Here is a 22,632-nt window from a genome sequence, read left to right as displayed (position 1 = left end):
CGGCTGCCGTCGAGTGATCGTCGAGAGGAGCCTCCCGTGCCGGAACCGACCTGCAGCTCGCGCCCGTCCGTGACCCCGCCTGTCGCGTCGTGCGAGTGCTGGACGTGGCCGGCGGCGCAGCACCGGCTGAGCGCGTCCGTCGGCCGTCCCGGCCGGCGCGGGCAGCGCCGCACCCGAGGCTCGACCTGTCCCGGGGGCCCGGGCCGGCGCGGGCGCGAGTCCTCGCCGCCGGCTTGACTTCGAGTGCACTCCAAGGCCGACCATGGGCGGGTGACTGTCACCGCACCGGTCGAGGGAATGACCATCGCCGAGGCCGCCGAGCGCACCGGCCTGACCCCGCACACGCTGCGCTACTACGAGAGGGACGGGCTCATGCTGCGCAGCGTGGGCCGCACGACCTCCGGGCACCGCGTCTACACCGACCGTGACCTGACCTGGGTCACGATGCTGACGCGCCTGCGTGCCACGGGCATGTCGATCCGCGAGGTCAAGGCGTATGCCGCGTTGTGCCGCCAGGGCGCCGGGAACGAGGCCGAGCGGCTGGCGCTCCTCCAGACCCACCGTGCGCGGGTGCTCGCTCAGCTCGCCGAGGTGCACGAGCACCTCGAGGCCATCGACGTCAAGATCGGGATGTACGCGTCCACGATGGCCCGCGCCGACACGTGACACGGCATCGACCCCAGCGGCGCGGGGCGTCGCGCACGTCGACGACGAGCGCGACGACGTCGGCCACGAGCACCCAGTACGTGACGACCCACCCGTGGCTCCCACCCCGCTCCCACCGAAACACCGTCCTGTGGTGAGTCTGTCGTCCGGCCTGCGCCGTCCGCAGCGTGGTTAGGTGGTGCCATGCGCGTGACTCACCTCGGCCATGCCTGCCTCCTCGTCGAGGCCGCTGACCGCCGCATCCTCATCGACCCGGGCAGCTTCTCGTCGGGGTTCGACGAGCTCACCGGGCTCGACGCCGTCCTCGTGACCCACAACCACGCCGACCACTTCGACCCCGAGCGGGTCAGCGCCCTGCTGCGGTCGAACCCCGGGGCCACGGTCCACACCGACCCGCTCACCGCGGAGAAGCTGCGCGCCGAGGGGCTGGCCGCGGTGCCGTCCCGCCAGGGCGAGGACTTCACCGTGGGTGACGTGGTGGTGACGCCGGTCGGTGAGCTCCACGCGTTCAACCACGCGGCGATGCCGCGCATCCCCAACGTCGGGGTCGTGCTGCGAGCCGAGGGCGAGCCCTCGCTCTTTCACCCCGGTGACGCCTACGACGGGGAGCCCGGCCCGGTCGACGTGCTGGCCCACCCGCTCAGCGCCCCGTGGGCCGCGAGCCGTGACTCCATCGCGTTCGTCGGCCGCATCGCACCACGCACCTTCATCCCGATCCACGACGCGCTGCTCAGCGAGGTCGGGCACCGGATGTACTCCGGCCACATCGAGCAGTTCTCCGGTGTCGAGGGCCTGACGTACGTCCCGCTGCGCGACGCCGAGTCAGCGACGTTCTGACGCTCGAGCTCGGGGGAGTGGCATGAGCGACATCGCGGATCTGCCTGTACCGCAACAGCGTCCGACGGGCGGGCCGGCCATCGCACTGCGGGGCCTGGGCAAGCGCTTCGGTGACCTGATCGCGGTCAAGGGCATCGACCTCGACGTGCCCCGCGGCTCGTTCTTCGGGCTCGTCGGCCCCAACGGCGCAGGCAAGACGACGACGCTGTCGATGGTCACGGGCCTGCTGCGTCCTGACGCGGGCCACGCGTTCGTCCTCGGCCGCGACGTGTGGTCCGACCCCGTCGCCACCAAGCGACTGGTCGGCGTGCTCCCCGACGGGCTCAAGCTCTTCGACCGGCTCACCGGCCTCCAGCTGATCACGTATGCCGGGCTCCTCCGCGGCCTGTCCCGTGAGCTCGCGTCGGAGCGGGCGGCCGAGCTCGTGGCCGCGCTCGGTCTCACGGAGGCCCAGGGCAAGCTCGTCGTCGACTACTCGGCCGGCATGACGAAGAAGGTGACACTCGCCTCGGCGCTCGTCCACGCCCCCCGGGTCCTCGTGCTCGACGAGCCGTTCGAGGCCGTCGACCCGATCTCGGCGGCGACGATCCGCCGCATCCTCACCGGCTTCGTCGAGTCCGGGGGCACCGTCGTGCTCTCGAGCCACGTCATGGACCTCGTCGAGCGCATCTGCACCCACGTCGCCGTCATCTCCGACGGGCTGGTCCTCGCCGCGGGTGAGCTCGACGCGGTCAGGGCAGGGCGCTCGCTCGAGGAGCGTTTCGTCGACCTCGTCGGCGGGTCGACCGAGGTGGTGGGGCTGTCGTGGTTGCGCACCTCGTCCGACTGAAGCTCGCCCTGCTGCGCAACATCTTCAGGCGCAGTCGCGCCCAGGCGATCGGGGCGATCGTCGGCATCGTCTACTTCGCGGTCCTCGTCGCCGGACTCGCCGTCATCCTGGCCTCCTTCCGAGCGTCGCTCGACGCGGCGCGTGTCGTCCTCCCGCTGGCCGGCGCGGCCGGCATCGTCCTCTGGACCGTCGTGCCGCTCTTCTCGTTCGGCTCCGACCCGACGCTCGACCCCGGGCGCTTCGCCACCTTCGCGGTCCCGCACCGGGAGCTGGCGGTCGGGCTCGTGGCGGCAGCGCTCGTCGGCCTGCCCTCCATCGCCTCGATGGTGCTCTCGGCCGGCGTCGTGGTCGCGTGGTCGCACACTCCGGCGTCGACCCTCGTGGCCGTCGTGTCGACGTTCATCGGTCTGCTGACCGCCATCACCACGAGCCGCTGGGTCTCGGCCGTCATGACGAACGCGATCTCGAGCCGTCGCGGCCGAGACGTCATCGCCGTGCTCGGGCTGCTGCTCCTCGTCGTCGTCGGGCCGGCGGTCTCGTTCGTGGCCAACCTCGGGGGCGACCTGAGGGGGATGGCGACGGCCACCGCTCGGGTCGTCGCGTGGTCCCCGCTCGGGTGGGCGTGGGCTGCGCCCGGCGACGTCGCCGCCGGGGAGGTCGGGACCGGGCTGGTGCGCCTGGCGCTGGCGGCCGCCCTCCTCGTGCTCGTCTTCGCGCTGTGGTCGCGGGTGCTGCGTGGCGAGGTCGACGACCCACGTGCCGTGTCGCGGACCGACTCCGGGACCTCGATGGGCGACGACCTGGGGCTGCTGACGCGGTTGCCGGGCACCCCCGCGGGGGCGGTCGCGGCGCGGGTGCTGACCTACTGGCGTCGCGACCCGCGCTACCAGATCAGCATGGTGATGACGCCGCTCGTCCCGCTCGCACTGCTCATCCCGTTCTACACGGGCCATCTCGTCTGGACACCGCTGCTCATGGGCCCGCTCGTCTCCTTCCTGGTCGGGTGGAGCGAGCACAACTCCGTGGCCTACGAGTCCGACGCCCTGTGGCTGCACATCGTCTCGGGCACGTCGGGTCGCGACGACCGGGGCGGTCGTCTCGTGCCGGCGGTCCTGCTCGCGGCCGTCCTCGTCCCGGCCTACGTCCTCGTCGGCGTGGCCGTCGCGGGTCGGTGGGACCTGCTGCCGGCAGTCCTCGGCCTGTCCGTGGGGCTGCTCGGCGCCGGGTATGCCGTCTCGAGCGTCATGAGCGTCGTGCTGCCCTATCCCGTCGCGGAGTCGGGAGAGAGCCCCTTCAACGCTCCTCCGGGTGCAGCGGGGATCACGATGGCCGCGCAGTCGCTGGCGAGCGTCGCCACGCTCGGGCTGGCGTCGCCCACCCTCGTGCTGGCCTGGGTGGCCTGGCAGGGGTCGGAGTGGGCGGTCTGGGGGGCCGGTGTCGTGGGCCTCGGGCTCGGGGGCGCCGTCGGCCTCACGGGTCTGCGCGCAGGAGCTCGGCTCTTCGACCGGCGGGCCCCCGAGCTGCTCGCGACCCTCCGGCGTGTCTGAGGTCACCGACCGAAGATCCCATTCCGGTCCGCACCGGGACCACGCGCCCTACTCTTACGTTGTGTAGTAGATCTGCACCGGGCAGGAGGACTCACAGCTTCGCGCACCCGGAGGCCAGAGATGATCACCCAGTTCCTCGCCGCATCACAGCCAGTGCCTGCAGGTCCCGTCGTCCAGTGGGGCTGGCTGACGATCACCGTCGCCAACCTCGTCGTCATCCTCCTGATGATCGTCGTCTTCATGCTCGCGCTCGTGCTGCCCTTCCCCTCCTCGCGTGAGGACGAGGATCGATGAGCCGGGCCCCGGCCTCCGTGCGCCCGACGTCGGCGGAGCCAGCCCCCCGCCGCGGAAGTGACACCTGGACCGCAGCCCTGACCCGGTGGGTCGAGGGTCTGGTGCCCAAGGGGCAGTGGCTGCCGGACCGGCAGCCGGCCTACGTCGCCTCGTGGATCTACGTCTTCGGGGTCGCGTGCCTCGCCAGCCTCGTCGTCATCATCGTCTCGGGCCTCGTGCTGACGCTGGGCGGCGTCACCTGGTGGCACTCGAACTCGCTCGGGCACTTCGTCAACTCGGTGCACCTCTGGAGCGTCGAGCTCTTCTTCGCCACCATGGTGATCCACCTCTGGGGCAAGTTCTTCATGGCCTCGTGGCGCGGCAACCGCGGGCTCACCTGGGCCACCGGCGCGCTCGCGTTCTTCGGATCCCTGGGAACGGCCTTCACGGGCTACCTGATCCAGACCAACTTCGACTCGCAGTGGATCTCCACCCAGGCCAAGGACGGACTCAACGCTGCCGGGATCGGGGCCTACTTCAACGTCATGAACCTCGGCCAGATGGTCCTGTGGCACGTCTCGCTCCTCCCACTGGTCGTCGGTGGCATCGTCGTGGTGCACCTCGTCCTCGTGCGGCGTCGCGGTGTCGCCCCACCCATCGGCGCGGAGGACCCCGCGCTCTCGACGGCGGACGAGCCTGCTCGTCCGACCACTCCCGGCACTCCCGCCACGGCCCCGGTGCCCGCGGTGCCCGTCCGTCAGGGGCCGGAGTCATGAGTGCCCGCACCGGCGGCTGGGGGATCACGCCCGACTCGCACGCCTTTCCCACCCGGCGCTACGACCTCGTCAAGGAGTTCGTCATCGCGCTCGCGGTGGTGACGATGCTCAGCGTCGTCGCCGCGCTCGTCTTCTCCTCGCCCGACGATCCGGCGATCTCCTTGCAGCAGTGGGCGCGCCAGGCCCCGGCCGACGTCGTCGCGACGGCGGCCGGTGAGCTCGCCGGCACGACGACGAGCGCCGGCTACGGGGCGCCCTACAACACGGCAGGCACCGGACAGACGCTGGGCCCGGTCAACCTGCAGACCCTGCCGGGAGTGACCCAGCCCGTGGACTCGGCCAAGGACCTCGTCCTCGACCCCGTGCGCACGCTCACCTCGGACGCCGCTGCGGTGGCGGCCGTTCGGGTCTGGGAGGCAGCTTCCGCCGACCGGCAGCAGGCCTGGGCGACCGCGTACTCGGACGCCCTGTCGAAGGCGCCGGACGGTGACCCCGCGAAGGTGGCCGCCGGCGACTACGGACCGGTCCCGGCCATCGCTGCGGCCGAGCTGCAGCTCGCCGAGAGCGGGTCCCTCGAGGGACTGCTCACCTCGCGGACGAGCTTCTTCGGCGTCGACAGCACCAAGGCGCTGCTCCTGCTCGCCGACGGGACCCACCTCGAGGACCTGGCTCGGGCGCAGAACCTCGGCGGCGACCAGTGGGGCATCATGAACGAGACGGGAAACTACCCCGGCCAGCCGTGGCTGTGGCTCTACTCGCTCTGGTACCAGGTGCCGCCCTTCGCGACGTCCGACAACGCCGACATCCAGGTCTGGGCCCTCATGATCCTGCTGAGCATCGGCTTCATCTGCATCCCGTGGATCCCGGGACTGCGCACGCTGCCCCGACACCTGGGCGTGCACCGGCTCGTCTGGCGCAGCTGGAACCACCGACGCTGAGGCACGGCCCGGGGGCCGACGACGGCGGTCCGGGCCGGTGCACACGGGGTGCGCCGGCCAGGACCGCCTCCGGCTCCAGTGGCTCCAGTGGCTCCAGTGGCTCCAGTGGCTCGGGCGGCTCGGGCGGCTCGGCTCGAGGTGGGCCGGGGCCTCAGGCCAGGTCGGCAGCCAGGTGCGCCGCGCCGATGATGCCGGCCTGGTTGCGCAGCTGCGCCGGGACGATCGGGCAGCGCAGCTTCAGCTTCGGCAGGAAGTCGTCGCTGTCCTTGGAGATCCCGCCGCCGACGATGATGAGGTCAGGGGAGAAGAGCTTCTCGATGGTGTCGTAGTAGGTCTGGAGCCGCTCGACGTACTCGTCCCAGGAGAGGCCCTCGGCGTCCTTGACCGACGATGCCGCGCGGTCCTCGGCGTCGTAGCCGTCGATCTCGAGGTGGCCGAGCTCGGAGTTCGGCACGAGCCGGCCGTCGTGGATGATGGCGCTGCCGATGCCGGTGCCCAGGGTCGTGAGGATGACGAGACCCTGCACGCCCTTGGCCGCGCCGTAGTACATCTCGGCGAGACCGGCCGCGTCGGCGTCGTTGAGCACGGTCACGGCGCGACCGGTGTGCTCCTTGATGAGGGCCTCGGCGTCGGTGTCGATCCACGACGGGTCGATGTTGGCCGCCGAGAGCACCGTGCCGCGGATGACGACGGCCGGCACGGTGACGCCGATGGGGGAGTCGCCGGTCACGTCGGCGAAGTGGTCGACGATCTGGTCGACGACCTCGGCCACGGCATCGGGGGTGGCCGGCTTGGGCGTCAGGATCTTGAGCCGCTTGCCGGCGAGCTCACCCGCCTTGAGGTCGACGGGCGCCCCCTTGATGCCGCTGCCGCCGATGTCGATGCCGAGGGGCTTGCCGTGCTTGGCCATGGTCCGTGCTTCCTTGTCGAGGGCGTGGTCGGGGGTCAGTCGGTGTCAGTCGGGGTCAGTCGGTGTCAGTAGGGGTCAGCTGGTGGATCGGGTGCTGCATGGTGCTGCACGGTACTGCGACGCGCGGGACTCGCGCGACGACGCGGGGCGTCGGCTCAGGCGGCCGGCTCGCCCTCCGGGAGGGTGAGGATCTCGTTGCCGTCGTCGGTGATGACGATGGTGTGCTCGAACTGGGCCGAGCGCCGGTGGTCGCGGGTGACCACGGTCCAGCGGTCGTCCCACATGTCCCACTCGTGGGTGCCGAGGTTGAGCATCGGCTCGATGGTGAAGGTCATCCCCGGCTCGATGACCGTCTCGTAGTGGGGGGCGGCGTCGTAGTGGGGGACGATGAGGCCCGAGTGGAACTCCAGACCGATGCCGTGACCGGTGAAGTCGCGCACGACGCCGTAGCCGAAGCGCTTCGCGTAGCTCTCGATGACCCGGCCGATGACGTTGATCTCACGGCCGGGGCGGGCCGCGCGGATGCCGCGCATCATGGCCTCGTGCGTGCGCTCGACGAGCAGGCGCGACTCCTCGTCGACGTCGCCGACGAGGTAGGTGGCGTCGGTGTCGCCGTGGACCCCGTGGATGTACGCGGTCACGTCGATGTTGACGATGTCGCCGTCCTCGAGGGGACAGGCGTCGGGGATGCCGTGGCAGATGACCTCGTTGACGCTCGTGCACACGGACTTCGGGAAGCCCTTGTAGCCCAAGGGCGACGGGTAGGCGCCGTGGTCGAGCATGTACTCGTGGGCGACGGCGTCGAGCTCGTCGGTGGTGACACCGGGGGCGATGGCCTTGGAGGCCTCGACCATCGCCGTGGCGGCGATGCGTGAGGCGATCCGCATCTTCTCGATGGTCTCGGCGTCCTTGATGCGCAGGTCGCCGTCCTCGCGCGGGTTGGGCACGTCGACGTAGTGCGGCCGTTCGATCGAGGCGGGCACCGGTCGGCGCGGACTGAGGGGGTGTGGTGACACCCGCGGCTGGAGCAACGGCATACGGTGGAGTCTAGGTCGTCGGCGGGTGCCGTCCACGCGTGGCGTTCACGGGGCGGACCCGCCCGGACCGGGTGTGAAGTCGCAAGGGTCCGCAGAGGGCTCGCAGAGAGTCCGCAGAGAGAAGGAGTCCGCAGGTGAGCTTCTGGTACAACGTCGACACGGGTCAGGTCGAGACCGATGACAACCGCAGCCGCGGCGAGCAGGTGCTCGGCCCGTACGCCACCGAGGCCGAGGCGCAGGCCGCGCTCGAGACGGCCCACAAGAAGACCGAGCAGTGGGACTCCCAGGACCGTGACTGGAACGAGCGCGGGACCGGCGGATCGGGCGCCGGCGACGACTGAGCCGCGTCCGGCGCCACCCTGTCGCAGGTTCGCGAGAGCCCGTCCGGTCACGACCGGACGGGCTCTGACGTCGGCGCCGTCAGGCGTCGAACGAGTGCTCCGCGTCGGGGAAGGCGCCTGACTCGACGTCCGCGGCATACGCCTGCGCCGCCTCGAGCAGGGTGCCGCGGAGGTCGGCGTACTTCTTGATGAAGCGTGGTGCCTTCCCGGAGCGCAGCCCTGCGAAGTCGCTCCACACCAGGACCTGCGCGTCGGTGCCGTTGCCGGCCCCGATGCCGATCGTCGGGATGCTGAGGACCTCGGTGACGCGCGCGGCGACGGGCGCCGGCACCATCTCGAGCACGACGGCGAAGGCGCCGGCGTCCTGCAGTGCGCGTGCCTCCTCGACGAGGGCGTCGGCCGCGTCGCCGCGACCCTGCACCCGGTAGCCGCCGAGCTGGTGCTCGCTCTGCGGGGTGAAGCCCAGGTGCGCCATGACGGGGATGCCGGCGTCGGTGAGCGCCTTGACGAGCGGGGCCATCGCCGTGCCGCCCTCGAGCTTCACCCCGTGCGCCAGACCCTCCTTCATGAGCCGGACGGCGCTCGCGAAGCCCTGCTCGACGGAGGCGCCGTAGGCGCCGAACGGCAGGTCGGCCACGACGAGCGCCCGGCGGGCGGCCGTCGAGACGGCCCGGACGAGCGGGATCATCTCGTCCAGGGTGACGGGGACCGTGGTCTCGTAGCCGAAGACGTTGTTGCCCGCCGAGTCGCCGACGAGCAGCACGGGTATGCCGGCCTCGTCGAAGATCTGGGCGGCATACATGTCGTATGCCGTGAGCATCGCCCACTTGCGGCCCTCGGCCTTCATGGCGTGCAGGTGGGGGATGCGCACCTTGCGGGGCGACGGGGCGCCGTCAGCCACCGGGGCGGGGGACGGGCCCCGGCTTCCCGCACCGTAGGGACTCTGCTCCTCGGGGGCGTCTGCGCTCATCCGGGGAGCATATCGGGGGAGTGACGGGCCCTTCGGGGCCTGTCGGCGGCCGCCGTCGTAGGGCTGCTGGGACGGCTGTGACGCGTAGCCGATGCCGCTCGGGATGCCAAGACCCAGCGGCCACTCCTTTACGAAGAATTTACGTTCCTTGCGTCGAACTGCCTTGAAGCACAAGTTTTTTCGATTTACCTGTGACTGGGCGCCACATTGTCTGAGATCTGTGTTCTTATACCGCGAGGTGCCCGATATGAGGCGCCTTGTATCCAGGAGGACAGATCGTGAACAAGCGCCATTGGAGTGCTGTCTCGGGATTGGCCGTGGGGGCGCTCGTCGTCGCCGGGTTCGCCGCGCCGATGCAGGCTCAGGCAACCCCGCTTGCGAAGGCCCCGGTGAGCGGAGACCCCGCCGCTGCGCAGGCCTCCCGCCCGGACAACCTGCCCAACCCCCTCGCCGAGGCCCAGACCGCCGAGCGCAAGGATGCCGTCGCCAAGCTCCTCAAGGGCGAGGCCACGACCAAGACCATCAACGGCAACCGCGTCATCGAGGTCAAGGACAAGGGCAAGGACAAGAACGGCAAGCCCAAGAAGTCCAAGTACGTCAACTACCCGGTCAACCGCGAGGAGGACATCTTCACGATCCTCACCGACTTCGGCGACAAGACCTACCCCGGTCAGTCGACGGCGGCCGGCCCGGTGCACAACCAGATCGCGGCACCCGACCGCAACTGGGACGGCAACAGCACCGACGACAACTCGACGTACTGGCTCAAGGACTTCAACCGCCAGCACTACATGGACATGATGTTCGGCGACGGCGAGTCCTTCAAGGACTTCTACCAGAAGCAGTCCAACGGCCGCTTCCTCGCCAAGGGTGACGTCTCCGACTGGGTCAAGGTCCCCTACAACGAGGCGCGCTACGGCTCCAACACGGTCCCGCAGTCCAACGGCTACTGGGCCTACATCAACGACACGGCCCAGGCGTGGTACGCCGACCAGAAGGCCCAGGGCAAGACGACGGAGCAGATCCGCGCCTACCTCCAGCAGTTCGACAAGGTCGACCGCTACGACTCCAAGGGCGACGGCGTCTACAACCGCCCTGACGGCTACATCGACCACTTCCAGGCCATCCACGCCGGTGAGGGTGAGGAGGCCGGCGGTGGTGCGCAGGGCACCGACGCGATCTGGTCGCACCGCTGGTACGTCAACTCCACCGGTGCCGGCAAGGTCGGCCCGGAGGGCAACAAGCTCGGTGGCATCCAGATCGGTGACACCGGCATCTGGATCGGTGACTACACGACCGAGCCCGAGAACGGTGGCCTCGGCGTCTTCGCCCACGAGTTCGGCCACGACCTCGGTCTGCCCGACCTCTACGACACCCAGGGCGGCGACAACAGCACCGCCTTCTGGACGCTCATGAGCGGTGGTTCGTGGCTCAACCACGGCACCGACTCGATCGGCACGACCCCCGGCTACATGGGTCCGTGGGAGAAGCTCCAGCTCGGCTGGCTCGACCACAAGGTCGTCCCGTTCGGCACCGACACCACGGTCAAGCTGAGCCAGGCCGACCTGGCGACCAAGAGCGACTCGGTCCAGGCCCTCGTCGTGCCGCTGCCGGAGCGCACCGTCACCACGAAGCGCAACACGCCCCACTCGGGCAAGGCCGAGTGGTGGAGCGGCTTCGGCGACAACCTCAACTCGACGCTGTCGCGACCGGTCGACCTGACCGCCGCCACGACCTCGGCGTCGATCAGCGCCTTCGTCCAGGGCAACCTCGAGCAGGACTACGACTACATGTACGGCGAGGTGTCGACCGACAACGGCGCCACGTGGACCCAGGTCGGCACGCCCGTCAACGGTGTCTTCGGCTGGGCGCAGAAGTCGTGGGACCTCTCGGCCTACAAGGGCCAGAACGTCCAGTTCCGCTTCCGCGTCGCCACGGACGGCGGCGTCTCGAGCGAGGCCTTCGTCGACGACATCGCCGTCACCACCGACGGCGTGACCGGGAAGGTCGACGACGTCGAGTCCGGCGCCGGCGCCTGGGTCGCCAAGGGCGGCTTCGCGATCAGCAACGGCACGACGTCCAAGCAGGTCCAGGACTTCTACTTCGCCGAGAACCGCACCTACAGCGGCTACGACAAGACGCTGAAGACCGGCCCGTACAACTTCGGCTGGGGCAACAGCAAGCCCGACTGGGTGGAGCGCTTCCCGTACCAGAACGGCATGCTCGTCTGGTTCGCCAACGGTGAGTACGGCGACAACAACACCTCCGCCCACCCCGGCGGCGGCGAGATCCTGCCCGTCGACGCCCGACCGGCACCGATCATGCTCAACAACGTGGACGGCACACGGACGATGCTGGGCAACCGGCGCCAGCCGTTCGACGCCACGTTCGGGCAGGAGAAGACCGACGCGGTGACCTTCCACCGCAACGGCGTCGCCACCAAGGTCCCGTCGCAGCCCGCGATCCCGACCTTCGACGACCGCGACCCGAACCGCTACTGGACGGCCGACAACCCGTGGGCGTCCACCAAGGTGGCCGGCTCCGGCACGACCATGACCGTGGCCAAGACCCGTCAGGGTGGCAACGAGCTCGAGGTCAAGGTCCAGTTCAAGTGACCGAACCCGTCATGACCCTCGGGTCATGACAGCGAGGGCCCCCGGGACGTGTTCCCGGGGGCCCTCCGCGTCGCCCGCCCAGCGACGAACGAGGCAGGCGCACCCCACGAACCACCCGGCATACGACAGGCCTCTCGTCCCGAGCTCGTGTGTCGCAACATCCGTGAAACACCCATGCGGCAGGATCGACACATGAACCGTCAGGAAGAGTTCGTGCTGCGCACGATCGAAGAGCGAGACATCCGCTTCGTCCGTCTGTGGTTCACGGACGTCCTCGGCACGCTGAAGTCGGTGGCCGTCGCGCCGGCCGAGCTCGAGGGGGCCTTCGCCGAGGGCATCGGCTTCGACGGTTCGGCCATCGAGGGCTTCGCCCGGGTCTACGAGGCCGACATGCTGGCCAAGCCCGACCCCTCGACCTTCCAGATCCTCCCGTGGCGCGGAGACCCGCCCGGCACGGCCCGGATGTTCTGCGACCTGCAGCTGCCCGACGGCACGCCGAGCTTCGCCGACCCGCGCCACGTGCTCCAGCGGGCCCTCGGCAAGGCCGCGGACCTCGGCTTCACCTTCTACACCCACCCCGAGATCGAGTTCTTCCTGCTCGAGCAGGGCAGGGACGCCGACGGCCGGCCGATCCCGGTCGACGACGCCGGCTACTTCGACCACGTGCCGCACGGCACCGGTCACGACTTCCGTCGTGCGGCCATCACGATGCTCGAGAACATGGGGATCTCGGTCGAGTTCAGCCACCACGAGGGCGCGCCCGGTCAGAACGAGATCGACCTGCGCTACGCCGACGCCCTGAGCACGGCCGACAACATCCAGACCTTCCGAACGGTCGTCAAGGAGGTCGCCCTGACGCAGGGGATCTACGCGACCTTCATGCCCAAGCCGTTCTCCGAGCACCCCGGCTCGGGCATGCACACGCACCTCTCGCTCTTCGAGGGCGACTCCAACGCCTTCTTCGAGGCCGGTGCCCCCTACCAGCTGAGCAAGGTCGGGCGGCAGTTCATCGCCGGACTGCTGCGCCACGGGGCCGAGATCGCGGCCGTCACCAACCAGTGGGTCAACTCCTACAAGCGGCTCTGGGGTGGGGGAGAGGCCCCGGCGCACCTGACCTGGGGTCACAACAACCGGTCAGCGCTCGTGCGCGTCCCCATGCACAAGCCCAACAAGGGTCAGTCGACGCGCGTCGAGGTCCGCTCGCTCGACGCCGCGTGCAACCCCTACCTCGCCTTCGCCGTCCTGCTCGGGGCGGGCCTCAAGGGCATCGAGGAGGGCTACGAGCTGCCGCCCGAGACCGAGGACGACGTCTGGAGCCTCACCGACTCCGAGCGCCGCGCCATGGGCATCAAGCCGCTTCCCTCCTCGCTCGGCCGCGCGCTCGAGGTCATGGAGGAGAGCGAGCTCGTCGCCGACATCCTCGGCGAGCACGTCTTCGACTTCTTCCTGCGCAACAAGCGGCAGGAGTGGCTCGACTACCGTCACGAGGTCACCCGCTTCGAGCTCGAGCGCTACCTGCCCCGGCTCTGACGCACCCTCCGACTCCGAGCGCGCCCGAGCGCGTCCGAACGACCCCAGCGACCCACCGGCACCTAGCGATTCGACCCCCATGTCATCACGCACCAGCACGACCGAGGGCGCCCTGGCCCGGCTCGGCTTCGCCGACCCCGATCGCGCCGTCGGCCTCATCGACGACCGCGCGCTGCTGCCGATCCGGTCCGCCGTCGACGGCGGCCAGCTCGACGACCTCGCAGCCGTGATGGGCGACACCGCCGACCCCGACCAGTGCCTGCTCGGGCTGGTGCGCGTCATGGAGGCGCTCGGGCGTCTCGACGACGCCCCGGGCTGGGGTGTGTCGGCGTTCGCGACGGAGCTCGCGACGGCGGGAGTCGGCCGGGTGCGCGTCCTCGGTGTGCTCGGCGCCTCGACCGCCCTCGTCGACGAGCTGGTCCGTCACCCGGAGCACTGGGTCGACGCCGCCCGCGCCGAGCGACACACGGGAGAGCAGGTGCGCGCCGAGCTCGTCTCGGCCGTGGCCGAGGGCCGGGGCGAGCTCACGGCGCACGACGCGCTGCGCATCGCCTACCGCCGTGGCCTGCTGCGGATCGCTGCGCTCGACGTCACGGCCGCGGACCCGCTGGGGGAGATGCCGGCCGTCGGTGAGGCACTCGCCGAGCTGGCCGAGGCCGCCCTCGAGGCGGCCCTCGTCATCGCCCGCGAGGAGCACGGCCCCGGTCACGAGGCCTGTCGGCTGGCGGTCATCGGGATGGGCAAGACCGGTGGTGGCGAGCTCAACTACGTCAGCGACGTCGACGTCATCTTCGTCGCGGAGCCGGCCGAGGGGGCCGACGAGGAGACCGCTCTGCGCGTCGGCACGGCGTTGGCGACGGCCCTGATGCGGGCCTGCTCGGTCCCGACGCCGGAGGGCAGCCTGTGGCCCGTCGACGCCGCGCTGCGCCCCGAGGGCAAGCACGGACCCCTGGTGCGCACCATCAGCAGCCACAAGGCGTACTACGAGCGCTGGGCCAAGACCTGGGAGTTCCAGGCGCTGCTCAAGGCGTGGGTCTCCGCCGGCGACAAGGAGATCGGCCTGCGCTACAAGGCCGAGATCTCGCCCATGGTGTGGGAGGCCGCCGGTCGCGACAACTTCGTCGAGGACGTCCAGGCCATGCGGCGCCGGGTCGAGCAGCACGTGCCGGCCAACGAGGCCGCGCGTCAGCTCAAGCTCGGCCCGGGTGGCCTGCGCGACGTCGAGTTCAGCGTGCAGCTGCTCCAGCTCGTCCACGGGCGCACCGACCCCAGCCTCCGGTCGGCCACGACGCTCGAGGCGCTCTCGGCCCTGGCTCGCGGCGGCTACGTCGGTCGCGAGGACGCAGCCGTCCTCGACCGCGCCTACCGGCACCTGCGCTGCCTCGAGCACCGCATCCAGCTCCACCGGCTGCGGCGCACCCACCTCATGCCGGTGACCGAGGCCGACCTGCGCCGCCTCGGTCGCGCCATGGGGCACCGCACGCACCCCGAGCGCGCCGTCGTCGCCGACCGCCAGGCCTCGGCCCGGGAGGTGCGCCGCCTCCACGAACGACTCTTCTACCGGCCCCTGCTCGCGGCGGCGGCCAAGCTCAGCCCCACCGAGTCCAGGCTCAGCCCGGAGGCGGCACGACAGCGCCTGGCAGCGCTCGGTTTCCGCGACCCGGCGGGCGCGCTGCGCCACATCGAGGCCCTGACGACGGGTGTCAGCAGGCGGGCCGCGATCCAGCGGACGCTGCTGCCCGTCATGCTCGGGTGGTTCGCCGACGAGGCGGACCCCGACGCGGGCCTGCTGTCCTTCCGGCGCGTGTCCGACGAGCTCGGCACGACGCACTGGTACCTCAAGATGCTCCGCGACGAGGGTCGGGCCGCCGACCGGCTCGCGCACTGCCTGGCCCGCAGCAGGTATGCCGCCGACCTCCTCGTCCGCTCACCGGAGAGCGTGTCGATCCTCGGTGACGACAACGGTCTGACGCCCCGGAGCCGTGAGGCCGTCACGGCGACGATGCAGTCGGCGGCCGGCCGGCGCGACTCCGCCGCCGACGCGGTCGCGGCGATCCGCGCGATCCGGCGACACGAGCTGCTCCGCATCGTCATGAGCGACCTCGTCGGGGTCATCGACCTGGCCGGGGTCGGCGCTGCGCTGGCCGACCTCACGGGAGCCACGATCCAGGTCGCTCTCGAGGTCGCCACGCGCGAGGTCGAGCGGCGCGAGGGCGCGCCCGTCGGCGGAGACGTCCTCGTCGTCGCCATGGGCAGCTTCGGCGGCCGTGAGCTCGGCTACGCCTCGGACGCCGACGTCATGTTCGTGCACCAGCCGCATCCGGGTTCGTCGGAGCAGGAGGTCCAGGCGCGCGCGACGCTCGTCGTCCAGGAGCTGCGCAAGCTGCTGTCCGGCTCGGGGCCCGACCCCGGCCTCGGCCTCGACGCCGACCTGCGTCCCGAGGGCAAGGCGGGCCCGCTCGTGCGCAGCGTCGACTCCTTCCGGACCTACTACGAGCGGTGGGCGCTCACCTGGGAGTTCCAGGCCCTGCTGCGCGCCACGCCGGTCGCCGGGCCGCAGTCGTTGGCCGCGGCCTTCCTCGAGCTCATCGACCCGCTGCGCTGGCCGGAGGGTGGGATCACCGAGAGCCAGGTCCGCGACATCCGCACCCTCAAGGCTCGGGTGGAGAGCGAGCGCCTGCCGCGGGGCGCCGACCCGCGGACGCACCTCAAGCTCGGGCGCGGTGGTCTCACCGACGTCGAGTGGGTCGTCCAGCTGCAGCAGCTGCGGCACGCCCACGCCCGGCCCGCCCTCCGGGTGACCGGCACGATGGCCGGGCTGGCTGCCCTCCGCTCCGAGGGGCTCGTCCCCGCCGAGGACGTCGACGCCCTCCGGGAGGCCTGGCAGCTCGGCGCGCTCATGCGCAACGCCGGCGTCCTGTGGCGCGGTCGGCCCATCGACAGCGTGCCGTCCGACCTGCGTGACCTCGACGGCGTCGGTCGGATCATGGGCCGATCCGCCGGTGAGGGCGCCGCCCTCGCCGAGCTGTGGCGCCGGGTGGCGAGACGGTCGCGTCACGCCACTGATTTCAACTTTTACGAGTCCCCACCTCGGGGTAGCGTCGTCCCGTGACTCGGAGCGAGGGCCAGGGCGGCAGTGTGCCGACGTACGGCGCCGTCCTCCGGGTGCCCCGTTACCTGCCGATCTTCCTGGCCAACGCCCTGTCGATGTGGGGCGACTACATCGCCCGCGTGACGATCGCCGCCGTGGTCTACGAGCGCACGTCCTCGCCGCTGGCGACGGCGACGACGCTCGCGGTGAGCCTCGTCCCGACGTTCTTCGGGCGCAGCCTCGTCGGTCCGGTCGTCGACCGGTTCCCGTACAAGTGGGTGCTCATCTGGTCCCACCTCGTCCGGGCGGCCTGCGTGCTGGGGCTGATGTGGCTCGTCTTCGCCGGTTCGACCTTGTGGCTGATGTTCCTCGTCCTCTTCGCCCTCGAGCTGGTCGGGGGCGCGTCGACGGCGTCCAACATGGTGCTGCTCACCGATCTCTTCGAGGACCGCCACCTCTACGCGCGCGCCGTGGGCCTGGGCGCGATGTCCGAGCAGTTCAACCAGGCGATCGGGCTCGCGGTCGGTGGCGGCATCATCGCCCTCGTCGGCCCCGAGACGGGGCTGCTGCTCGACCTGCTCACCTTCGTCGGAGCTGCTCTGGTCATCCTCTTCGTCGTGCCGCTGCGACCGGTCCGGGGCGATCGTGGCCGCGGGTTGCGCGGCTTCGTCCACGACCTGTCGACCGCGGCCGGCGACCTGGCCCGCCACCCCGTCCTCGCCCGGCTCGTGACGCTGAGCGCGGTGGCCAGCCTCGGCATCGCCGCCCCCGAGGCCCTCGCCATTCCCATCGCCGGGCGCAACGGGTGGGGCGGCATGCTCATGGCGGCCCCCATCGTCGGCGCCATCGTCGGCATCATCGTCATCGGGCGCCGCGACGTGCGCCAGCAGAACCAGTCCATCGTGCCGCTCGCACTGCTCATGCCGGTGCCGCTGCTGCTGACGTTCCTGCAGCCGCCGATCTGGGTCGTCGCCGCGCTCTTCTTCGTCTCGGGCACGCTCCAGGCGTTCATGGTGCCGTTGCAGGCGACCTTCGCGCTCGTCACCGAGCCGGCCCTGCGCGGTCGCATCTTCAGCCTCGCCGGCAGCGTGTCCATCGCAGCCGCCGGCCTGTCGTTCCTCGCCGCCGGCTGGGTCGGGCAGCACACGAGCGCCCCCACCGGGGTCTCGGTCTGTGCTGCGGCCTGTCTCGCGCTCATCGCCGTCGTCGCGGCGACGTGGCCCCACCGTCGGGTGCGGACGGCCGTCGACCACGCGTATGCCGCCACGTCGTCCCGCGCCGCCTGACCGATCGCGCTCGACGGCCTGAGCCATCCGGCCCGAGGGCCGGACCGGTCCTGCTGCGGACCGCCGTCGGGGTTGCGTGCCCCGACGGCGGTCCGGCGGGTCAGTGGTGCATGCCGTTCGCCGCGAGCAGGGCGCGCCAGGTCGACGCGTCGGCGATGCCGCTCGCCGCGACGCCGTGCCTGGTCTGCCAGGTCTTGAGCCGGCTCGTCGTGACCGACGCGAAGGTGCCGGTGACGGGGGAGACGCCGACGGCCTTCTGGAGCGAGGACACGGCTGGCCCGGCCATGCCGGGTCGCAGGACCATGCCGGACCGGGGCACGAGCTCCTTGAGCAACGCGCTGGCGCCGGTCGGGGCCTTGACGGTCGCGTAGCGGGGGCAGGGCCTGGGGTTCGGGGCGGCGTTGCCGGACGACCAGTTGAGGTCGGCGGGCCGGCACGGGCCCCAGTCCACCGGCGCGACCGCCTTCGTCCAGAAGGACGTGCGACCGTTGGCGCCCTCCCAGGAGAGGCTGATGTGGATGTGGTTGCGGTGGCAGGCCGTGTCGTAGGCGGCGGACGGTGTCGTCGCGCACGTGCTGTAGGGCCGCCATCCCTCGCCGGAGCGGTAGGAGCTCCACATCTTGTTGTTCCAGATGATGTACATGACGCCGAGACGCCGGGCGTTCGCGTACTGGTTGCCCGCCTTGTCGGTGCTGAGCAGCCAGCTGAGGACGGCATTGGCCTCGGCGCGCTCGGTGGCGTTGCGCACGTTGAAGAAGGTGTCGACGGCCCGACCGTCGAAGTGCTCGGACGACGGCGTGGTCGCGGAGGTGCAGCTGCGCGACAGTCCGTAGGTGTTCGCGTAGGTCGCCTGGATCAGCTTGGCGAGCTTGACGGAGCCGGTCCGGGCGCGCAGGTCGCACCCGGTCGGGGGGACGTAGGGCGAGAGTCCCTCGATCGTGGTGGGCAGGCCGGTGGGGGTGGCGGGGACCGCGCCCCCCACCGCCGAGGCGGTGGGGGCCGCGGCCGCGAGGAGGGTGAGTGAGGCGAGGACGGCGAGCACCGGGCCGAGGCCGCGGCGTCGAGGAAGGAGGAGGAGGTTCATCGGGGACGTCCAGACTGAGGTGTCGAGGTGGCTGTCACCCGGCAGGACCGCCCGGGCGTAGACCGATTCAAACCTTTTGTCCGTTTCCGTGCGGGCAGTTCGCGGAAATCCGTCCCGTCGGCCGGTGGGACGGATTTCCGCGGATACCGTCAGGCGGGCTCGCGCCCGCGGTCGAGCCGGCGACGCTGGCGCAGGTCCGCAGCGCTCGCGGCCAGGGCGACGGCGACGAGCCCGGCTGCGACGCGGAGGGCGCCGGCGGCATCGAGGCCGTGTCCGGACGTGGCCCCGGAGTAGAAGACGGCACCGACGAGGGCGATGCCCGCGGCCGTGCCGATGCGCTGTCCCGTCTGAAGGAGCCCGCCGGCCGTCCCGGCCCGCTCCACGGGCACCTGGTCGACGGTCAGGGTGATGTTGGGGGAGATCACCAGGCCGCTGCCGACGCCTGCCACGAGCAGGGGACCGGCCAGCCACCAGCCCAGCGACGAGCCGTCGACCGACGCGAGGACGACGTCGACGCCGACCACACCGACGAGGACCACCGTCAGCCCGACCGTGACGAGCGAGCGCTCGAAGCGGCTGACGAGGCGTCCGCCGATCGCGGACGTGACGGCCGATCCGGCGGCGAAGGGCGTGACGGCGAGACCAGCGAGCAGGGGCGTGTAGCCGAGGCTCTCCTGGAAGAAGATCGTCAGCACGAAGAAGATCCCGGTGAACCCGGCGAAGTAGATGGTCCCCACAGCGGCACCCGATGCGTAGCCGGGCACGCCGAAGAGGGCCAGGTCGACGAGCGGGCTGCGGCCCCTGCGGGTGTAGGCGCGCTCCCACCCGAAGAACGCGCCGAGGAAGGCCAGGCCCAGCACCGCCACCCACCACGGGATGCCGGCGCCGCCACGTCCCGACTCGACGACGGGGAGCAGGACGCCGAGCACACCGGCGCCCAGGAGGACGACGCCGACGGGGTCGGCGTCGATCCGTCGTGTGTGGTCGCGGGGCGGCGGGTCGGGCAGCCAGCGCATCGCGAGGACGACTGCCGCGACGGCGATCGGGAGGTTGACGAAGAAGATCCACCGCCAGCCGCTCTGCTCGCCCAGCCCGTCGAGGATGACCCCGCCCACGACCGGGCCGACCGCGGTCGAGATCCCGATCGTGGCGCCGAGCAGCCCGAAGGCGCGGCCGCGCTCCGCACCGCGGAAGAGCTGCTGGATCAGTCCCGACACCTGCGGGTTGAGGATGCCGCCGGCTGCTCCCTGCACGAGCCGCGCCACGACGAGCAGGGCGCTGTTCGGGGCCAGGCCGCACGTGAGGCTGGCGAGGCCGAAGAGCACCACCCCGACGACGAAGACGGTGCGGCGGCCCAGGACGTCGCCGATGCGCCCCGAGGGCACGAGGGTGAGCCCGAACGCGAGGGCGTAGCCGGACACGACCCACTGCAGGTCGCTCGGGGTGGCGTGGACGCCGCTCTGGATCGACGGCAGCGCGACGTTGACGATGCTGACGTCGAGCAGGGTCATGAAGCCAGCGACGAGGCAGACCCACAGCGCCTTCCAGCGGCGGGGGTCCTCGCCCTCCTGCACCTGCCCCCGCCGAGCGGTGAGGGCGTCTCTCGAGGGCGGTCTCCTCGTGCCACGCGCAGCGCCGTCGTCGCCCGCGTCAGGGGTCCCGACGACGGCCTCGTCCGTGCGGACGCCCTCCTCGCTCACGATGCGAGGATCTCGGTCGTCGCGTCGTCGCGCCGACCGTCGAAGAAGTGGTCGAGCACGCCGACGAAGGGGGCCGCCTCCGCGGCGTCGACGGCAGCCAGCTCGAAGAGGGTCATCGACGATCGCAGCTTCGCTGCGTCCACGGCACCGAGCACCTCGACGGGGTCGGACGTCGCCAGCCCGGTCAGGGCCTGCGCGCACTCGCGCAGGCGAGGCCCGAGAACCGGGTGGCGCAGGTAGGCACGTGCCTCCGGCAGGCCGGACACGGCATACGCCCGTGCTGTCTCGCTGCGGCCGAGCCCGGCGACCTGCGGGAAGACGAACCACATCCAGTGCCCCCGCTTGGCGCCGGCCCGCAGCTCGGCCAGCGCGGAGGGGTAGGTGGCGCCGGCGTCCTGGGCGCGCACGAACCGCTCGAGGTCCGGGGAGTTCTCGGTCATGGCAGTGTCGTACCCGGCGGGGGAGAGGGCCCGACGCAAGGGTGGACAGGTGCTCTGCCCGCCGGCGTGCGGTCGTCCGGCAGGACGCAGAACCGCCCCCGACGTGGTGCACGTCGGGGGCGGTTCTCGCGTCGCGGGGACTCAGATGTCGAAGTACATCTCGAACTCGTGCGGGTGCGGACGGAAGCGGATCGGGTCCACCTCGTTCTTGCGCTTGTACTCGATCCAGGCCTCGATGAGGTCCTGCGTGAACACGTCACCCTCGAGGAGGTAGTCGTGGTCGGCCTCGAGCGCGTTGAGCACCTCGGGCAGCGAGCCGGGAACCTGCTCGATCGCGGCGTGCTCCTCGGGCGGCAGCTCGTAGAGGTCCTTGTCGACCGGCTCCGGGGGCTCGATGCGGTTCTTGATGCCGTCGAGACCGGCCATGAGCTGCGCGGCGAAGCACAGGTACGGGTTGGCCGACGGGTCCGGCACGCGGAACTCGATGCGCTTGGCCTTGGCCGACGTGCCCGTGATCGGGATGCGGACGCAGGCCGAGCGGTTGCGGGCGGAGTAGACCAGGTTGACCGGCGCCTCGTACCCGGGGACCAGGCGGTGGTAGGAGTTCACCGTCGGGTTCGTGAAGGCCAGCAGCGAGGGAGCGTGCTTGAGCAGGCCGCCGATGTACCAGCGCGCGATGTCCGACAGGCCGCCGTAGCCGCGCTCGTCGTAGAAGAGCGGCTCGCCGTCCTTCCAGAGCGACTGGTGCGTGTGCATGCCCGAGCCGTTGTCGCCGAAGAGCGGCTTCGGCATGAAGGTCGCGGTGTGACCCTGCTTCCACGCGGAGTTCTTGACGACGTACTTGAACTTCATGAGGTCGTCGCCGGAGTGGAGCAGCGTGTTGAAGCGGTAGTTGATCTCCATCTGGCCCGCGGTGCCGACCTCGTGGTGGCTGCGCTCGACGTTGAGACCGACCTCCTTGAGCTCGAGGCAGATCTTGTCGCGGAAGTCCGCGAAGTGGTCGACGGGCGAGACGGGGAAGTAGCCACCCTTGTAGCGGGTCTTGTAGCCCTTGTTGCCACCCTCCTCCTCGCGGCCGGTGTTCCACGCGGCCTCGACGGAGTCGATGAAGTAGTAGCCGGCGTTCTGCTTCGTCTCGAAGCGGACGTCGTCGAAGATGTAGAACTCGGCCTCGGCGCCGAAGTAGGCCGTGTCGGCGATGCCGGTGGACTTGAGGTACTCCTCGGCCTTGCTCGCGATGTTGCGCGGGTCGCGGCTGTAGCGCTCGTCCGTGAAGGGGTCGAGGATCGAGAAGTTCATGACCAGCGTCTTCTCGACGCGGTAGGGGTCGATGAACGCGGTGGCGGGGTCGGGCACGAGCTTCATGTCGGACTCGTGGATCGCCTGGAAGCCACGGATCGAGGAACCGTCGAACATCTGACCAACGGTGAAGAAGTCCTCGTCGACCGACTCAGCCGGCACGTTGAAGTGCTGCATGACACCGGGCAGATCGCAGAACCGAATGTCGACGAACTTGACGTCCTCGTCCTTGATGAACGTGAGGACCTCGTCAGCTGAGCTGAACATCCAACCTCCTGATGTGGGGCGAGGTCGTCCCGGACCTGCCCTCGCGGGAGCGGCAGGGATCGAGGGACGGCCTCGTGCTGTCGGTGTCGACCCTACCGAGCGCCGATTTCTCTGCAATGACCCTCATGTTTCGCGGGTGTTACGGATGGACAGGCCCGGGCAAAGGCACCGGCCGTGGTCTCGTTACGCTGGTCCG

19 protein-coding genes are annotated in these 22,632 nt (G+C 70.8%); 12 read left to right on the top strand and 7 right to left on the bottom strand.

Annotation, left to right across the window (positions count from 1 at the left end; all coding sequences use genetic code 11):
* Nucleotides 1–270: 270 nt before the first annotated feature.
* The 7 genes from TAE01_RS05970 (at nucleotide 271) to TAE01_RS05945 (ending at nucleotide 5,866) form a co-directional block, all read left to right on the top strand.
* The gene (locus TAE01_RS05970; RefSeq protein WP_307723828.1) at nucleotides 271–666 is read left to right on the top strand and encodes a MerR family transcriptional regulator; all 396 of its coding nucleotides are present in this window, start codon (nucleotides 271–273) and stop codon (nucleotides 664–666) included.
* A 183-nt stretch (nucleotides 667–849) separates the two neighbouring features.
* A complete protein-coding gene (locus TAE01_RS05965) occupies nucleotides 850–1,503 on the top strand; it encodes an MBL fold metallo-hydrolase (RefSeq protein ID WP_147064409.1) in 654 nt (217 codons plus the stop codon).
* 22 nt (nucleotides 1,504–1,525) lie between these two features.
* Entirely contained in the window at nucleotides 1,526–2,332 is an 807-nt protein-coding gene (locus TAE01_RS05960) for an ABC transporter ATP-binding protein (protein WP_147064407.1), read from the top strand.
* On the top strand, nucleotides 2,308–3,879 hold the full coding sequence (locus TAE01_RS05955) for a hypothetical protein (protein ID WP_147064405.1): 1,572 nt from the start codon (nucleotides 2,308–2,310) through the stop codon (nucleotides 3,877–3,879). Before TAE01_RS05960 ends, TAE01_RS05955 begins: the two co-directional genes overlap by 25 nt.
* Nucleotides 3,880–3,999: 120 nt before the next feature.
* Nucleotides 4,000–4,173 carry a hypothetical protein gene (locus TAE01_RS20460; protein ID WP_186815057.1) on the top strand — a complete coding sequence of 58 codons (174 nt, stop codon included), beginning with the start codon at nucleotides 4,000–4,002 and terminating at the stop codon, nucleotides 4,171–4,173.
* A complete protein-coding gene (locus TAE01_RS05950) occupies nucleotides 4,170–4,928 on the top strand; it encodes a cytochrome b N-terminal domain-containing protein (RefSeq protein ID WP_246111168.1) in 759 nt (252 codons plus the stop codon). The genes TAE01_RS20460 and TAE01_RS05950 overlap by 4 nt, the downstream gene beginning before the upstream one ends.
* Nucleotides 4,925–5,866: a serine/threonine-protein kinase gene (locus TAE01_RS05945; protein WP_147064402.1), complete on the top strand. Its 942-nt coding sequence runs from the start codon at nucleotides 4,925–4,927 to the stop codon at nucleotides 5,864–5,866. The genes TAE01_RS05950 and TAE01_RS05945 overlap by 4 nt, the downstream gene beginning before the upstream one ends.
* Nucleotides 5,867–6,017: 151 nt before the next feature.
* On the opposite strand, the gene ppgK is transcribed toward TAE01_RS05945, so the two are convergent.
* A complete protein-coding gene (gene ppgK, locus TAE01_RS05935; protein WP_147064400.1) occupies nucleotides 6,018–6,776 on the bottom strand; it encodes a polyphosphate--glucose phosphotransferase in 759 nt (252 codons plus the stop codon).
* Nucleotides 6,777–6,931: 155 nt separating this feature from the next.
* Nucleotides 6,932–7,813, bottom strand: a complete 882-nt coding sequence (map, locus tag TAE01_RS05930) for a type I methionyl aminopeptidase (RefSeq protein ID WP_147064398.1) — start codon at nucleotides 7,811–7,813, stop codon at nucleotides 6,932–6,934.
* Between the two features lie 134 nt (nucleotides 7,814–7,947).
* Here map and TAE01_RS05925 point away from each other — a divergent pair, with 134 nt between their 5' ends.
* Entirely contained in the window at nucleotides 7,948–8,154 is a 207-nt protein-coding gene (locus tag TAE01_RS05925) for a methionine aminopeptidase (protein ID WP_147064396.1), read from the top strand.
* 79 nt (nucleotides 8,155–8,233) lie between these two features.
* Here the strand turns inward: TAE01_RS05925 and panB are convergent, their stop codons facing one another.
* Entirely contained in the window at nucleotides 8,234–9,124 is an 891-nt protein-coding gene (panB, locus tag TAE01_RS05920) for a 3-methyl-2-oxobutanoate hydroxymethyltransferase (protein ID WP_147064394.1), read from the bottom strand.
* Between the two features lie 278 nt (nucleotides 9,125–9,402).
* On the opposite strand from panB, the gene TAE01_RS05915 reads away from it, so the two are divergent.
* From TAE01_RS05915 to TAE01_RS05900, 4 genes are all read left to right on the top strand, one after another.
* Nucleotides 9,403–11,739: an immune inhibitor A domain-containing protein gene (locus TAE01_RS05915; RefSeq protein ID WP_246111167.1), complete on the top strand. Its 2,337-nt coding sequence runs from the start codon at nucleotides 9,403–9,405 to the stop codon at nucleotides 11,737–11,739.
* Between the two features lie 192 nt (nucleotides 11,740–11,931).
* Entirely contained in the window at nucleotides 11,932–13,269 is a 1,338-nt protein-coding gene (gene glnA / locus TAE01_RS05910; RefSeq protein ID WP_147064392.1) for a type I glutamate--ammonia ligase, read from the top strand.
* 79 nt (nucleotides 13,270–13,348) lie between these two features.
* Nucleotides 13,349–16,381, top strand: coding sequence for a bifunctional [glutamine synthetase] adenylyltransferase/[glutamine synthetase]-adenylyl-L-tyrosine phosphorylase (locus TAE01_RS05905; protein ID WP_147064390.1), 3,033 nt, complete (start codon nucleotides 13,349–13,351; stop codon nucleotides 16,379–16,381).
* The gene (locus tag TAE01_RS05900; RefSeq protein ID WP_147064388.1) at nucleotides 16,378–17,646 is read left to right on the top strand and encodes an MFS transporter; all 1,269 of its coding nucleotides are present in this window, start codon (nucleotides 16,378–16,380) and stop codon (nucleotides 17,644–17,646) included. Before TAE01_RS05905 ends, TAE01_RS05900 begins: the two co-directional genes overlap by 4 nt.
* A gap of 100 nt (nucleotides 17,647–17,746) precedes the next feature.
* On the opposite strand, the gene TAE01_RS05895 is transcribed toward TAE01_RS05900, so the two are convergent.
* The 4 genes from TAE01_RS05895 to glnA (TAE01_RS05880) form a co-directional block, all read right to left on the bottom strand.
* A complete protein-coding gene (locus TAE01_RS05895) occupies nucleotides 17,747–18,730 on the bottom strand; it encodes a peptidoglycan-binding domain-containing protein (protein ID WP_147064385.1) in 984 nt (327 codons plus the stop codon).
* 149 nt (nucleotides 18,731–18,879) lie between these two features.
* Nucleotides 18,880–20,430, bottom strand: a complete 1,551-nt coding sequence (locus TAE01_RS05890) for an MFS transporter (protein ID WP_246111166.1) — start codon at nucleotides 20,428–20,430, stop codon at nucleotides 18,880–18,882.
* On the bottom strand, nucleotides 20,427–20,870 hold the full coding sequence (locus TAE01_RS05885; protein WP_147064383.1) for a DUF1810 domain-containing protein: 444 nt from the start codon (nucleotides 20,868–20,870) through the stop codon (nucleotides 20,427–20,429). The genes TAE01_RS05890 and TAE01_RS05885 overlap by 4 nt, the downstream gene beginning before the upstream one ends.
* Before the next feature lie 141 nt (nucleotides 20,871–21,011).
* Nucleotides 21,012–22,436: a type I glutamate--ammonia ligase gene (gene glnA / locus TAE01_RS05880; RefSeq protein ID WP_147064381.1), complete on the bottom strand. Its 1,425-nt coding sequence runs from the start codon at nucleotides 22,434–22,436 to the stop codon at nucleotides 21,012–21,014.
* Between the last annotated feature and the right edge of the window lie 196 nt (nucleotides 22,437–22,632).

It is taken from the genome of Terrabacter aerolatus (assembly GCF_007991735.1).
Taxonomy (GTDB): Bacteria; Actinomycetota; Actinomycetes; order Actinomycetales; family Dermatophilaceae; genus Terrabacter; species Terrabacter aerolatus.
Note: the sequence above shows the minus strand (reverse complement) of the source record. Positions and strands in the feature narration are given on the sequence as shown.